This is a genomic window from Rhizobium sp. H4 (assembly GCF_003013335.1).
Taxonomy (GTDB): Bacteria; Pseudomonadota; Alphaproteobacteria; order Rhizobiales; family Rhizobiaceae; genus Rhizobium; species Rhizobium sophoriradicis.
Genome location: NZ_PSOW01000019.1, coordinates 106,702 through 119,547 on the forward strand (window position 1 = coordinate 106,702; position 12,846 = coordinate 119,547).

At 62.3% G+C, this 12,846-nt stretch carries 12 protein-coding genes; 6 read left to right on the top strand and 6 right to left on the bottom strand.

Going from position 1 to position 12,846, the window contains the following annotated elements:
• Positions 1-10 precede the first annotated feature (10 nt).
• Positions 11-229, bottom strand: a complete 219-nt coding sequence (locus tag C4N04_RS25930) for an MbtH family NRPS accessory protein (protein WP_040112391.1) — start codon at positions 227-229, stop codon at positions 11-13.
• A 194-nt stretch (positions 230-423) separates the two neighbouring features.
• Between C4N04_RS25930 and C4N04_RS25935 the strand changes: the two genes are divergently transcribed.
• The 3 genes from C4N04_RS25935 to C4N04_RS25945 are packed head-to-tail and all read left to right on the top strand — an operon-like array spanning position 424 to position 4,023.
• On the top strand, positions 424-1,410 hold the full coding sequence (locus C4N04_RS25935) for a GNAT family N-acetyltransferase (RefSeq protein ID WP_106797376.1): 987 nt from the start codon (positions 424-426) through the stop codon (positions 1,408-1,410).
• On the top strand, positions 1,407-2,825 hold the full coding sequence (locus C4N04_RS25940; RefSeq protein ID WP_106797377.1) for an MATE family efflux transporter: 1,419 nt from the start codon (positions 1,407-1,409) through the stop codon (positions 2,823-2,825). The genes C4N04_RS25935 and C4N04_RS25940 overlap by 4 nt, the downstream gene beginning before the upstream one ends.
• A gap of 10 nt (positions 2,826-2,835) precedes the next feature.
• The gene (locus C4N04_RS25945) at positions 2,836-4,023 is read left to right on the top strand and encodes a PLP-dependent transferase (RefSeq protein WP_106797378.1); all 1,188 of its coding nucleotides are present in this window, start codon (positions 2,836-2,838) and stop codon (positions 4,021-4,023) included.
• On the opposite strand, the gene C4N04_RS25950 is transcribed toward C4N04_RS25945, so the two are convergent.
• Positions 3,914-4,570, bottom strand: a complete 657-nt coding sequence (locus C4N04_RS25950; protein WP_106797379.1) for a sigma-70 family RNA polymerase sigma factor — start codon at positions 4,568-4,570, stop codon at positions 3,914-3,916. The genes C4N04_RS25945 and C4N04_RS25950 overlap by 110 nt on opposite strands.
• Positions 4,571-4,736: 166 nt before the next feature.
• On the opposite strand from C4N04_RS25950, the gene C4N04_RS25955 reads away from it, so the two are divergent.
• Genes C4N04_RS25955 through fhuB form a run of 3 tightly spaced genes read left to right on the top strand, consistent with a single transcriptional unit; the run spans position 4,737 to position 8,055 of the window.
• Positions 4,737-5,228 carry a GNAT family N-acetyltransferase gene (locus C4N04_RS25955; protein WP_106797380.1) on the top strand — a complete coding sequence of 164 codons (492 nt, stop codon included), beginning with the start codon at positions 4,737-4,739 and terminating at the stop codon, positions 5,226-5,228.
• Between the two features lie 32 nt (positions 5,229-5,260).
• The gene (locus C4N04_RS25960; protein ID WP_106797381.1) at positions 5,261-6,091 is read left to right on the top strand and encodes an iron-siderophore ABC transporter substrate-binding protein; all 831 of its coding nucleotides are present in this window, start codon (positions 5,261-5,263) and stop codon (positions 6,089-6,091) included.
• On the top strand, positions 6,091-8,055 hold the full coding sequence (fhuB, locus tag C4N04_RS25965) for a Fe(3+)-hydroxamate ABC transporter permease FhuB (protein ID WP_106797382.1): 1,965 nt from the start codon (positions 6,091-6,093) through the stop codon (positions 8,053-8,055). Before C4N04_RS25960 ends, fhuB begins: the two co-directional genes overlap by 1 nt.
• Positions 8,056-8,110: 55 nt before the next feature.
• On the opposite strand, the gene fhuF is transcribed toward fhuB, so the two are convergent.
• The 4 genes from fhuF to C4N04_RS25985 form a co-directional block, all read right to left on the bottom strand.
• Positions 8,111-8,896, bottom strand: coding sequence for a siderophore-iron reductase FhuF (gene fhuF, locus C4N04_RS25970; RefSeq protein ID WP_106797383.1), 786 nt, complete (start codon positions 8,894-8,896; stop codon positions 8,111-8,113).
• Positions 8,897-8,900: 4 nt separating this feature from the next.
• A complete protein-coding gene (locus C4N04_RS25975; protein WP_106797384.1) occupies positions 8,901-11,054 on the bottom strand; it encodes a TonB-dependent siderophore receptor in 2,154 nt (717 codons plus the stop codon).
• A 193-nt stretch (positions 11,055-11,247) separates the two neighbouring features.
• Complete coding sequence (locus tag C4N04_RS25980; RefSeq protein ID WP_106797385.1) at positions 11,248-12,048, bottom strand: ABC-2 family transporter protein; 801 nt, start codon at positions 12,046-12,048, stop codon at positions 11,248-11,250.
• A 2-nt stretch (positions 12,049-12,050) separates the two neighbouring features.
• Positions 12,051-12,845 (bottom strand): ABC-2 family transporter protein, encoded by a 795-nt coding sequence (locus C4N04_RS25985; protein WP_040112401.1) that lies wholly within the window; start codon positions 12,843-12,845, stop codon positions 12,051-12,053.
• Position 12,846: the final 1 nt, after the last annotated feature.

A 12,846-nucleotide genomic window follows, 5' to 3' on the forward strand; every position in this document is an offset into this window, starting at 1 on the left:
CCAGACGGTTTCAGAGACGTGCGTCAGCGGCCATTGCCGAGCGCAGGGAGAGTGGGCGGGGATCGGTCCAGATCTCGCGGATATGGGCCAGGCATTCCTGGCGCGAACCGGCAAAGCCCGCGGCCTCCCAGCTCACCGGAATCCGCTTGTCCTGCGGCCAGACCGAGTAGTGGTGCTCGGTGTCGATGACGACGATCCAGAGATCGTCGCGGGGCTCAAGATTGTCCATTCGAAGCTCCTGCTGAGATTGACGTCATGCGCAAATGACGGATCGTGCAGGTTGCAGTTTAGAAAATTGATGAGAATTTTTTTCTTTGCGAAACCCTAAATCCGGCCGGAGACGGATCGTCATTCTACCAAATCGACACAGGAGCGGGCTTCATGCTCGCAGCGTGAAAAGCCCTGTCGATCAAGGAGAACATCATGGATTTCGACGCCGCCAAACAAAGGCGGGCTCTGCAGTCGCGGAGCTACATCAGGCTCGCCCCCAACATCGTCCACCTGAAGACCGCGCACGGACAGCACGAAGCCGCCTTCGAGGTCGAGGCCGGCGTCGCAACGCTCACCTTCTACCACGGCGAGCCGCCGCAATCGGCGGAGCTTCTAATGGCTGCCGCCGAAGCGGTGACGGCGGAGGATCGCTCGATCACGTCGGTTGTCTTCCAAGGCCATCAGGCAAGCCTTCCCAGGCATATTTCGAGTGCGGGAAAGCTCGATTCCGCGATCCTCTGGCAATGGCCGTCGCTGTGGCTGCAGCAGCTAACCTATCCGCTGCCGCCGGTACGTGAGATGACCGCCGGCCGCTATCATCCGCGCCGGCCGGCAAAGCCGAAGGGAACGGTCTATCGCCGCTTCATCCCCTGGCTGGAGCGGGACATCACCTTCCGCGTGGCCGATCCCGAGACCGATCTTGCAGCCTTCCACCGCTGGATGAACGATGAGCAGGTCAACACGATCTGGGAGGATTCGGGCTCGCTCGAAAAACACCGCGAGATCCTCGAAGAACGGCTCGCCGATCCGCATGTGCTGCCGCTGATCGGCAGTTTCGCCGATATCCCTTTCGGCTATTTCGAAGTCTATTGGGCCAAGGAGAACCGGCTTGGCCCGTTCTATGACGCCGACGATTACGATCGCGGCTGGCATGTGGCGATCGGCGAGGCGGATTATCGCGGCAAGAAATGGATCAGCGCCTGGCTGCCTTCGTTGATGCATTTCATCTTCCTCGACGATCCCCGCACGCAGCGCATCGTCGGCGAGCCGCGCGCCAGCCACGAGCAGCAGATCCGCAATCTCGACCGCTCGGGCTTCGCCAAGATCAAACATTTCGATTTTCCGCATAAGCGGGCGCTTCTCGTCATGCTGACCCGCGAGCGCTTCTTCGGCGATCATCTCTGGGTGCCCGCATCATGAACGACATGAGCGAGATGAGCGGCAGCCTGCGGAAGCGGCGGCTTGCGCCGGAGGATCTTGCCAGTCCGCAGCTGTTCAGGCTGCTGCTGAGGCTCGGGCTGCCGGCCATGTTCGGCCTGTCGATCAACGCCGCGCATCACACGATCAACATGGTCTTCGTCGGGATGATCGGCGAAGACCAGATCGCCGCGATCATGATCGTGCTGCCGATCCTGATGCTCGTCGCCGCTTTCGGCGAAGGCATCGGCGTCGGCGTGGCGACCGAGGTCGGGCGCGCGCTCGGCGCCGGCAACCGGTCGAGAGCCAGCACCCTTGCCTCGGTCAGCCTTGCTGCCGGCATCGCCTTCGGCGCGGCGAGCGCGATTGCGATCGTCGCCTTTCCCTCTGTCCTGCTGTTCGGCGCCACGTCCGCGATTGAGCCGCTCGCGCAGCATTATCTCCTCATCATCGCGGTCTCGATACCACTGACGATGGCGCAGATCATTCTCGATTTCCTGGCGATCGCCGAGGGCAATGCCCGCTTCAGCATGTGGACACTGGTCGCCTGCTTCGCGCTGAACATCATCCTCGACCCGATCATGATCTTCGGCTTCGGCCTCGGCCTGCAGGGCGTGGCGATGGCAACCATTCTCTCCCAGCTCGTGGCGCTCTCAATCTACGGCGCCTACCACGCAAGACGTCTCGGGACGATCCGGCTGACGTTCTCCTGGCGCTTCGCCGATGTCAGGCACCTCAAACCGGTCCTTGCGGTGGGCGCACCGACGACGCTGACGAGCCTCGCAACGGCTGGCGCGATTGCCCTGATGCTTTCGGTCGCCGGCACCTATCACGGTGAAGACGGTATCGCTGGGGTCGGCATCGCCTTGCGGCTGCTTGCGGTCGGCGCACTCCCGGTCATCGGCATTTCGCTCGGAGCGCAGTCCATCCTGAGCTTTGCCTGGGGCCGCGAAGATATATCCCGGGTCCTGGCGGCAGCCCGCATGCTTTCCGTGGTTACGAGCGTCCTCGGCGGCGTCTACGGGCTGGCAGCGATCATCTTTTCCGTGCGCCTTGCCGCGTTCTTCACCGACGAAGCTTCAGTGCTTACGATCGCCGGCCAGGCAATCATTGCAACCCATCTTCCCTTCCTGCTGTTCGGCCTGCGGCAGACCGTGCTGATCCTCTTCCAGGCTCAGGGCAGGCCGAAAGCCGCACTTGCCGTCGGCCTGGCGCAGAATGGGTATCTTCTCTTTCCGCTGCTCGCGCTCCTGCCGCCCTTCTTCGGCTTCTCCGGCCTGCTCGCAGCCATGTTCCTGGCCTCGGCGCTGACCGGCCTGCTGTCATGCTTCTGCCTGGCGAGATCGCTCGCCGCGCTCCGGCAGCGCGCGGCCGACGATCTGACGGCTCTTCGCCCCTATCCCAGCTTTTGTCCATGAGAGGATTTTCATGAACCAGTCGTTCAGCCCCCGCGACCTTGGCGCCCATGCGGCCGCCGACGATCTCTTCACGCCCGTCGATCCGGCCGCCTTCAACGCCGTCTCGCCGCCGATCTTCCAGACCTCGCTCTTTACCTATGACAGCTACGAGGCGATGGAGGATGTCTTCGCCGGCCGGACGCGCAACTTCATCTATTCGCGCGGCGACAATCCGACCGTCCGCGAATTCGAGCTGCTGGTTGCCCGCCTCGAGGGCGCCGAAGACGGGCGCGCCTTCTCCAGCGGAACGGCCGCCATCACCGCGACCATTCTCAGCCTGGTGGAAGCGGGCGACCGCGTCGTTGCCGTCCGCCATCTCTATAATGACGTCTACCGCCTTCTGGTGAAACTGCTCGGCAGGCTCGGCGTCACCGTCGATTTCGTCGATCCCTCCGACCATGACGAGGTGCGCAAGGCGCTGCCGGGCGCCAAGCTGCTCTATCTCGAAAATCCGTCTTCCTTCATCTTCGAGCTTCAGGACATCGTGGCGCTGTCAGCCATGGCGAAGGAGGCCGGCGTCACGACGATCATCGACAATAGCTGGGCGACGCCGCTCTTCCAGAAACCGATCCAGCATGGCGTCGATATCGTCATTCACGCCGCTTCGAAATATCTCGGCGGCCATAGCGATACGGTCGCCGGCGTCGTCGTCGGCACGAAGGAAGCGATCGCGAAGATCAATTCAATCTCCTATCCCTATGTCGGCGCCAAGCTCTCGCCCTTCGAGGCCTGGCTGCTGCTGCGCGGCATGCGCACGCTGCGTGTGCGCCTCAAGGAGCATGAGCGCAGCGGGCTTCTGCTCGCCGAACGGCTGAAGCAGCATCCCGACATCGCGCGCGTTCGCCACCCGGCCTTTCAGGATCATCCCGGGCGGGCGACGCTCACGGGTTATGCCGGGCTATTCGCCTTTGATCTCACGCCCGATATCGATGTCGCACGGTTCGTCAACGCGCTTCGCGAGATCCGTCTCGGCGTCAGCTGGGGAGGACCGGAAACGCTGGTCGTTCCGGCCAAGGTCGCGCTGCAGATCCCTGACCGGATGACCACATTCATCCGGTTCGGCGTGAGCGAGCAGACGATACGTTTTGCTGTTGGGCTGGAAGAACCGGAACTGCTGTGGAGCGATTTGCAGCAGGCGCTGGACGCCGCGAAGCGGTAATATCCCGCAGGCGCTCGTGATCGGGGCGGCCGGGCTCGGCGATTGCCAGGTGGCAATGCTGCTCCGCCGCCTTGATCATGAAGTTGACGAGGGTTCTGGAGACGCCGAGTTCGGCCGCGATATCCTTCTGCGGCACGCCGTTCAGGCGATGGCGGATGAAGGCGTCGTTGGTGCGCTTCGGTAGCGCCTCGAGCGAGGCAAGCACATCGCGCAGGGTCTCTGCGGCGACCAGTTGATCGAGAACGGTGGGGATGGGCGCCGTCATTTCTTGAACCTGGTCAATCGACCTATAGCTGTTCACCTGCTGGCGTCGTCGGCGGCTCTCGTCGAGGGCGAGATTATACACCATCCGAAATGCGTAACCGATCGGGCAACGGATGTCGTCGGTTTTGGCCCCGTAAGCTTTTATCACTCCGTCCTGAAATATATCCTCAGAATATGATCTTGATTTGACAACGCTTTCAATCGTTTTGAGGAGCTTATCCTTGTTTTCGATCATGGCGTTGACCACGGCATTTCCGTTCACATCACGATGCGATGCTCGCATTGTCCTGTACCCTTTTTACAAATGGAAAATCAGGCTCTGTCGTTGCTGGTCGGTGCTGTCTTGGCATTCCTTTATCGCAGGAAGCTACACGATGTGATTGCAGTGTCTATTTTAAGGTGATAACAGGAGTCAAGTTTTAAATCGACCGAACGAAGGCGAGAAAAAGATGGGACGAACAGTCGAGATTCTGACCGGCAAGGCGGAGCTATGCCGATCGATCATGGGGGCTTTGCCGGACTGGTTTTCGGAACCCGAAGTCATCGAGGCAAGCGCCCAGGCGGTCGAGGAACTGCCGGTGTACGGCTATATCGAAGCGGATGTCGTCACCGCCTTGATCGCCTTGAAACCGCACCTGCCTGATGCCGTCGAGATCGCGCTGATTGCGACCCGGCCCAAATATCACGGCCGCGGCGCCGGACGCCATCTCGTCGATGCAGCCGAACGCTTCGCCCATGAATCGGGCGCCCGGCTGCTGACGGTTAAAACACTCGCGCCGCGCGGCCGCGACGAACCGCAATTCGAGGCGACGCGGCGCTTCTATGACCGGACCGGCTTCATCAGGGCCGAAGTCTTTCCAAAACTCTGGCATGAGGATCATCCGTGCCTGTTCATGGTCAAACCGATCATGGAGACGCAGCTAAGCAGGACCGCGCTTTGAGACGACGAGACTTTCTTCTTGGCGCGCTGGCAATGACCGGCGCGCCCGCCATCGCGCGCGCCGGCGATGCCAACATCGTTTCGCTCGACTATGGGCTGGCGTCGACGATGCTGGCGCTCGGCAGCGTTCCGCGCGCAATCGCTTCCCTCAGGAACTGGCCGGAATGGGTGGTCGAGCCGGCGATGCCATCAGGCGTCGTCGATATCGGCACCACCGCCGAGATCAATCTCGAAGTCCTGACAAGCCTCCGGCCATCGCTCATCCTCAGCACACCATTTCTTGCAGCCATGGATGAAAAACTGTCCCGGATCGCGCCTGTGGAAAGCTTCACCGTCTATGCCGAGAATGGCGAGGCGCTCGACCGCTCCTACGCCGAAACACTGCGTCTCGGCGCCATGATCGGGCGGCAGAGGGAAGCGGAGGCATTTCTCGCCCGCGCCGACGCCACCTTCGCCCGGCTGCGCGACCGGATGAAAAGCCTGTCCGCGCGCCCGGTCGCCGTCATCAACTTCATCGACCAGAGGCATGCGCGCATCTATGGCGGCCCCGGACTTTACGGCGGCGCCATGCGCCGGATCGGCCTCGAGAACGCCTGGAAGGGCGAGGCGAGCTACTGGGGATTTCAGACGATCGGCCTGGAACAGCTCGCCGAACTCGATGAAGAGGTGCATCTTGTCGTCGTTTCGCCGCTGCTTCCGCCCGATGTCCTGACCCGGCTTTCCGAAAGCCCGCTCTGGACCAGCCTCCCCTTCGTCCGGCGCCAGCGAATCTCAGTCGTTCCAGGCGTGCTGATGTTTGGAATGGTCCAGGAAGCGCTGCGTTTTTCGACTTTGATGGTCGATGTTCTGGAGACTGCCGCCTGATGAAAGCGCAAATTTCCGGCTTTGGCGCGCCCGTACTCGCGGCGCTGCTGCTGTTTTCGGGCCTCGGCTTGGCTCTGCTCGACCTGCTGCCGTCGCTGCCGCATCTGGAGACATCCGGCGGCTACGACGCGCAGCACCTTCTCCTTCTCTATTCGACGCTTCCGCGCATGGCCACGGCCCTGATCACCGGCGCCGCCCTCGCGCTGTCGGGCACGATCCTGCAGCAGGTGCTGCGCAATCCGCTGGCTTCGCCAACGACGCTCGGCATCTCCACAGGCGCCAATCTGGCGCTGGTCTCCGTCATGCTCGCCTTCCCGTCGCTGACGGGATGGGGCCGCGACGCGGTCGCGCTTGCCGGAAGTGCTGCTGCCGCCTTCGCCATCTTCTCGATCAGCGCCCGGCACGGCTTCTCGCCCTTTTCCCTCATCCTGTCGGGCATGATCATCGGCCTCTGGTGCGGCGCGGCGGCAGCCATTCTCATCCTGATGAACGATCAATATCTCTCCGGGATCTTTATCTGGGGCGCCGGATCGCTGTCGCAGCAAAGCTGGGCGATCCCGATATCGCTGCTGCCCAAAGTCACCCTGCTCGCCGGCCTTGCCTTTCTCGCCGCGAGGCCGCTGGCGCTGAGCCAGCTCGGCGATGCCGGCGCCACAAGCCTCGGTCTGCCGATCAAATGGGCCCGCGGCGTCATCCTGGCAATCGCAATTGCGCTGAGCGCCCTCGTCACCAGTGCCGTCGGCGTCATCGGCTTCATCGGGCTGGTCGCCCCGCAGATCGTCCGGCTGGCAGGCGCACGCCGTGTCGTCAGCCAATTGATCTGGTCGCCCATTGCCGGCGCCGGGCTTCTTCTTCTGACCGATGAGGCGATCAAGCTCGTTGCTCCCGGCGACTTCGTGCCGACGGGGGCAGTAACCGCGCTGCTCGGCGGACCGATCCTGATTGCGCTTCTACCGCGCCTTGCCACCGCCACCCGCGCGCTGCCCGGTATGGTTTCATCAAGAGTGGCAGCCGCCAACAGAACGGCATCCCTTGGCCTGCTGCTGATCTCGGTCGCCGCTCTCGCAGCGGCAGCGATCTTCTTCGGCCGCGCGCCGGACGGAAGCTGGGCCTGGCTGTCGGCCGCCGCCTGGGATGACATCCTTCCCCTTCGCCTGCCGCGCGTCGCCGCCGCCTTCGGCGCCGGAACCGTGCTCGGCGTGACCGGGCTGATCCTGCAGCGGCTAACCGGAAACGAAATGGCAAGTCCCGAGGTGCTCGGCGTTTCGGCGGGAGCAACGCTCGGCGTGGCGGCCGCCATGTTCGCCTTCGCCGCGCCGGGCCTGACCGTCCAGCTTGCCTTTGCCGGCGGCGGCGCGCTTGCGGTTCTGCTGCTGATCTTCCTCTTGAGCGCCCGTTCGGGCTTCGGCCCGAACCGCGTGCTGCTCGCCGGCATCGCCTTCGGCGCGATCCTCGACGCCGGAATCGGGGTGCTGGCGGCCAGCGGCGACCCGCGCGGCCTGGCGCTGATCCGCTGGATGTCGGGCTCGACCTATTTTGTAGACAACAACGTTGCGGCAAGCGCCATGCTGATTGCGCTTGCCTGTCTTATCGTGGCCTTTCTCGCCAGCAGATGGCTTGCGCTATTGCAACTCGGGCCGGAGGCCGCAAGCGAACTCGGCCTGAGGATCGTTCCCGCGCGCGCGATCCTGTTCGGGCTCTCGGCGATCATGACCGCCGCAGCCACGCTCGTCGTCGGCCCCTTGAGCTTCATCGGCCTAATGGCGCCGCACCTTGCCCACGGGCTCGGCTTTCGCCGGCCATCCATCCAACTGCTCGCCGCCGCCCTCATCGGCGCGACCCTGCTCGTCACCGCCGATTGGGCCGGGCGCATGGTCGCCTTTCCCTACCAGGTCCCTGCGGGATTGATCTCGGCCCTGGTCGGGGCACCGATGCTGCTGTTCGTTCTGCGCCGGCGGGCGTGAAGGATGGCCGGCAATGAGAGGCAGCCGGCGATTATTTAGACTGCGGTTGGGAAGATTAATGCCGCCCGTCCGGCAGCGGACAGGCCTCGCCGCAGCCGCCGACGCCCGGCAGGTTATAGCGCAGGCAGCAGACCTTGCGGCGAGCGAATTCCAGCCCGCATTGCTGGCGCGCCATACGGATCATGCCGAACATCGGATTGCGCCCGCCGCCCGGCCACTCAGCATCGTTCAGCAGCGCCAGACCGCCTTCGACGAGGGCGGGCTCGTGGCGATGAGCGATCTCTTTGAGGATCCAGGAGAGATAGGCCGCAACATTGTTCCAGAGAAGCTTCGGCGCCACGCCGGCATTGGCGGCAATCGCCGTGATGACAGGCTCGGCATGGCCGAGCATCAGGCGGTGAAGCTCACCGGCCGGATCGGTGGCAAGCTCCGGGCTGTCGGACATCACGAAGGCTTCCGGCTCGCCCGTCTCAGCATTGTACACGAGCGAAAGCCGGTCGATTTCCAGCGGCAGGGCGACGCGGTTCACGAACATGTGGACACTCGGCGCGATCGTCAGCATGCTGAAATAATAGAGCGTCCACATGGACACGATCGCGCGGCGGTCGCTGCCGGGAAATTTTTCGGCATAGCGGGCGATGATCCCGCCAAAGACTTCCGGGTCGCCAAGATCCTTGCAGGAGACCACCAAAACCGCCGGTGGCGGAGAGGCAAGCAGCTTGCCGCGGCAATAAGAGAACGGGCCATCACCCACCAGGCCGTCGAGATCGACGGCCTGGTGGGCGACAGGATGACCGGCGATCGATGGGCGCGAGACCGCCCCGTTCATCTCTGCCGCCATGGTGCTACCACCGATACTTCAGGGTGCCGGTCATGTTGCGACCCTGATCGAGGTAGCAGAAGCCCTCTTCGCAGACAGTTTCGCGCTCATCACCGATGTTGCGGATGTTGAAGGCCGCCGTCAGGCCTTCATATTTCTTGTCGACGGCGCCGAAATCATAGGCGAGGGCGGCATCGACATAGAAAGTTGCGGAATTCTTCGAGGTGTTGGCGACATCCGTCCAGGTCTCGCCGATGTAGCGCACGCCGGCGCCCATCGACAGGCCGTTGAAGGGGTTGCTTTCCTGGAAGGTATAATTCGCCCACAGGCTCGCAATATGGGTCGGGGTGACGGCCGGAGTATTTCCGACGTTGTTGCCCCCGGTTATCTCAGAGTCGTTGTAGGTGTAGGCGGCAATAATATCGAGGCCGTCGGCGATTGCCGCGCGGGCTTCAAGCTCGATACCCTTTCCCGTCACCTCGCCTTGGGAGTCGTAAGCGAAGGTCAGCGGGTCGGCGAGCCTCGGCTTGTTTTGTTCGACGATGTGATAGGCGACGGCCGAGAGCAGGATGTCGGAGCCGGGGGGCTGGTATTTCACCCCGAGTTCGAATTGCTCGCCCTTGGTCGGCGGAAGAATCGTGTTGGCTCTCGATCGGTTGGTGACCGGATCGAAGGAGGTCGCGTAGGAAGCAAAGGGCGCGATGCCGTTGTCGAAGAGGTAAAGCGCGCCGGCCTGAACGGAGAAGGCATTTTTGTCGACGTCCTCCGAGCTGACCGTGGGCAAGGTCGAATCTCGCGTCTGGTTCACCCAGGTCTGCCGACCGCCGAGGTTGAAGCGCCAGTTTCCGACCTCGATCTGGTCCATGACGTAAATGCCGAGCTGCCGCATATCCGCATCGGACGCCAATATATTATAATCCGGCGTAGCGCCCGAGACTCCATAGGTCGGATTGGCGATATCGAAGTCGAATGCCGGATCTGCGGCTCCGGCGCCGTAGCCAAAGCTCGACTGGAGATTGGTGTAGTCGAGCCCGAACAGCATCGTATGCGCAAGCGGGCCTGTATCGAACTTCGCCTCGAGCTGGTTATCGATCTGGAAAACGTTCATTTCGTCCCGTATCGCATTTGTGCCGCGATGCGCGACGGTCCCGCTCCAGCCGGTAACGCCGAGGTAGCGAGCCTCCAGATCGAGATGCGAATAACGCAGGTTCTGCCGGAAGGTCAGGCCGTTGTCGAATTCATGCTCGAACTGATAGCCGACCTGCTGCTGCTTGACCTTCTGGTGGTCGTAGTCGGGGTCGCTCTGCCTGATGTCGAGGATCCGGCCGTCCAGCGTCGTGATCGCGCCGACGTTGGCGTCGGTCTCGTCGGCCTGCGCCAGACCGTACACCGTGAAAGTCGTGCCCTCGTCGGGTTTCCAGGTAAAGGACGGCGCGAGCAAATAGCGGTCGTCGGCAATGTCGAAATTGGTGTCGCCGCGGCGGGCGACGCCGACGATGCGATAGAGAAAGTCGTCGTTGCCCTCGCTGATCGGCCCACCGAAATCGAACATCCCCTGCACCCGGTCCTTGGTGCCGTTGGTAATGCCGACTTCGCGGATCGGCTCCTCGGTCGGAAGCTTCGATATCTTGTTGACGAGGCCGCCTGGCGAACCGGAACCGTAAAGAACGGAAACCGGTCCCTTGATCACCTCGACGCGCTGCAGCTGATAGGGATCCGTGCGGAACATGCCGTAATTGATGTAGGGCTGGCGCAATCCGTCGCGATAGTCACCGACCGTCGTGGCGTTGTAGCCGCGAATGTAGATCTGGTCGAAACGCGGGTCGAAGCCGCTCGTTCCCGTCGTCACGCCGGCGGTGTAGCGCACCGCCTCGATGACCGTCTGCGCGCCGCGCTGCTCGATTTCCTTCTCGGTGGTGACCGACACGGAACGCGGCGTCTCGACGAGCGGCGTGCTGATCTTGGTCGCGCCGGCGCTGTTTTTGGCGGTGACCGACGTCCTGTCTGTCTTGCTATCAGAGGCTGCACCCTGGATGACGATCGGTTCCAGCGTCGTCGCAGTGTCGCCAGTGGTCGCGCTCTGGGCGGAAGCCGGCGATGCCGCGATGCCGGTCAGGACGATCGCCGTCGTGGCAAATAGGGATACATTATTAGAAACATTCAAAAAAACACGCGCCATTGCTTGGTCCCTACGTCATAGATGCGCGCGGAACCTATGGAGCGAAGACAGCCTTGTCAACATAAGGTGATTATTTTTGTCATCTTTTAATCGATGATTTTTGAATGTTCGGCGTTCCCGAACAAGTTGCACGCAGCGTCGAGATGTAAAGGCGCATTTTCAAGCGCAGAGGACTAACGGTCCAGCTGCGGCATCAGCCGCCTGCACGCTGATAACGCCGGATCGCAAAGCGCCAGAAGGCGGCGGCAATCAAGGCGGCAACCGGTCCCACGGCGACGGCCACGGGGGCTGCCGCATCACCGAGGTAAGGAACCGGCTTTCCGATCAAAGCGGCGACCGGCACATAGGCCATGTAGGCAAAAGGCAAGCCGGAAAGCAGCAGAAATTGAAGCGGCGCGGCAAAGATCGTTATAGGGTAGCGGGAGAGTTCCCAAAAGTCGAAATATATGCCGAAAAGATAGCGCGCGCGGCGCACCACCAGCGCAGTTGCGCCGATCAGGGTGATGACCGCGCCGGTCAGAAGCGCGGCACTGAAAATGCTGGCGACCAGCTGCAATATGGTAAGCAGGCCCCAGTCGATCGCCACCTTGGGCAAAGCCCACGCCATCAGCCCCACGCCCAATATGACATGGCTGCCATACTCGATATTGAAACCGGAGAACGATAAAAACGCCCATGTATTGATTGGCCTAGTCAGCAACGTATCAAACTCGCCGTCCCTGACCATTTCTTCCATTCGGCGCAGCTGCACGAAGGTGAAGCATGCGCCGAGGGCATACCCCAGGGTATGGAAACCGAGCAGCAGAGCCATGTCTTGCCACCGCCATCCGCCCATGCCGCCGAATCGCGTGAGGATGATCCAAAGCGAGGCGAAGGCGCCGGCGTAACCGAAACCCTGCGAGACCCAGGCAAGGGCTAGTGCCACCCGATATTGCAACCGGGTCCGCATACGCAGCCGCATCAGATACCAGGCGAGTGCCAGCGTTTGCTGCATGATCAGCCTCCCTGCACCACAATCCGCCGGCAGGCGCGGGACCACAGCGCTGCGATCAGACCGACGAGGCCGGCGATCCAGCAGAGCCCGACGGCCAGATATGTCAGGGAAGAGACGAGATCGAGCTGACCGAGATAGACGGCCATCGGATAATAGGTGATCCAGGCGAAGGGCAGCACGTGGGCGGTTTCGGCGAGCACCGGCGGAAAGAACCATAGCGGCACAAGCCCGCCAGACAGGAGCGCCCCGAATCCGCGCATGAACCATTCCAGCGAATGTGCGTCGAACACCCAGAAGGACAGAAGGCCAAACAGGATCGAGATCAGCAGAAGCAGTGTTGTGGAGACGGCCACATATCCGATGAAAAGAAGGCCATGCGCCAAGCTCGCCGGTGGCAAAAGTCCATATAGAAGCGAGAATATGATGATCACCGGCGTGCAGACGGCGGCGAAGTTGAAGAGCCGCGGCCCGAGATTTTCGGCAAACAGCATCACCGGAAAGCTCGCCGGCCGAATGAGCGTGTTGCCGATCTGGCCGGTCCGGATCGCCGCGCCGATTTCCCGCACGACCAGTGCAGCATCCCAGTTCGACAGCAACGTAGCCCCGATTATGGCATAGGCAATCATTTGCGGCAGTGTAACGCCGGCCACGGCATGTTGCCCGCCATAAACGGCCTTCCATATCGAAATACGGGCGAAGACTTCGATGATGGCGCCGAGGACCATCGAAAGGATTTCGGCACGATAGCCGGTCTGCTGGCGGACGGCGGCCACCGCAAAAGCGACAAAGCTCCGCATG

What these genes read in the sequence shown, in the direction of transcription:
- C4N04_RS25935 (WP_106797376.1), top strand. Translation starts at nt 424, where the DNA reads ATGGATTTCGACGCCGCCAAACAAAGGCGGGCTCTGCAGTCGCGGAGC.
- fhuB (WP_106797382.1), top strand. Translation starts at nt 6,091, where the DNA reads ATGAAAGCGCAAATTTCCGGCTTTGGCGCGCCCGTACTCGCGGCGCTG.
- C4N04_RS25985 (WP_040112401.1), bottom strand. Translation starts at nt 12,845, where the DNA reads ATGCGGAGCTTTGTCGCTTTTGCGGTGGCCGCCGTCCGCCAGCAGACC.
- C4N04_RS25930 (WP_040112391.1), bottom strand. Translation starts at nt 229, where the DNA reads ATGGACAATCTTGAGCCCCGCGACGATCTCTGGATCGTCGTCATCGAC.
- C4N04_RS25955 (WP_106797380.1), top strand. Translation starts at nt 4,737, where the DNA reads ATGGGACGAACAGTCGAGATTCTGACCGGCAAGGCGGAGCTATGCCGA.
- C4N04_RS25960 (WP_106797381.1), top strand. Translation starts at nt 5,261, where the DNA reads ATGACCGGCGCGCCCGCCATCGCGCGCGCCGGCGATGCCAACATCGTT.
- C4N04_RS25940 (WP_106797377.1), top strand. Translation starts at nt 1,407, where the DNA reads ATGAACGACATGAGCGAGATGAGCGGCAGCCTGCGGAAGCGGCGGCTT.
- C4N04_RS25945 (WP_106797378.1), top strand. Translation starts at nt 2,836, where the DNA reads ATGAACCAGTCGTTCAGCCCCCGCGACCTTGGCGCCCATGCGGCCGCC.
- C4N04_RS25980 (WP_106797385.1), bottom strand. Translation starts at nt 12,048, where the DNA reads ATGCAGCAAACGCTGGCACTCGCCTGGTATCTGATGCGGCTGCGTATG.
- fhuF (WP_106797383.1), bottom strand. Translation starts at nt 8,896, where the DNA reads ATGGCGGCAGAGATGAACGGGGCGGTCTCGCGCCCATCGATCGCCGGT.
- C4N04_RS25975 (WP_106797384.1), bottom strand. Translation starts at nt 11,054, where the DNA reads ATGGCGCGTGTTTTTTTGAATGTTTCTAATAATGTATCCCTATTTGCC.
- C4N04_RS25950 (WP_106797379.1), bottom strand. Translation starts at nt 4,570, where the DNA reads ATGCGAGCATCGCATCGTGATGTGAACGGAAATGCCGTGGTCAACGCC.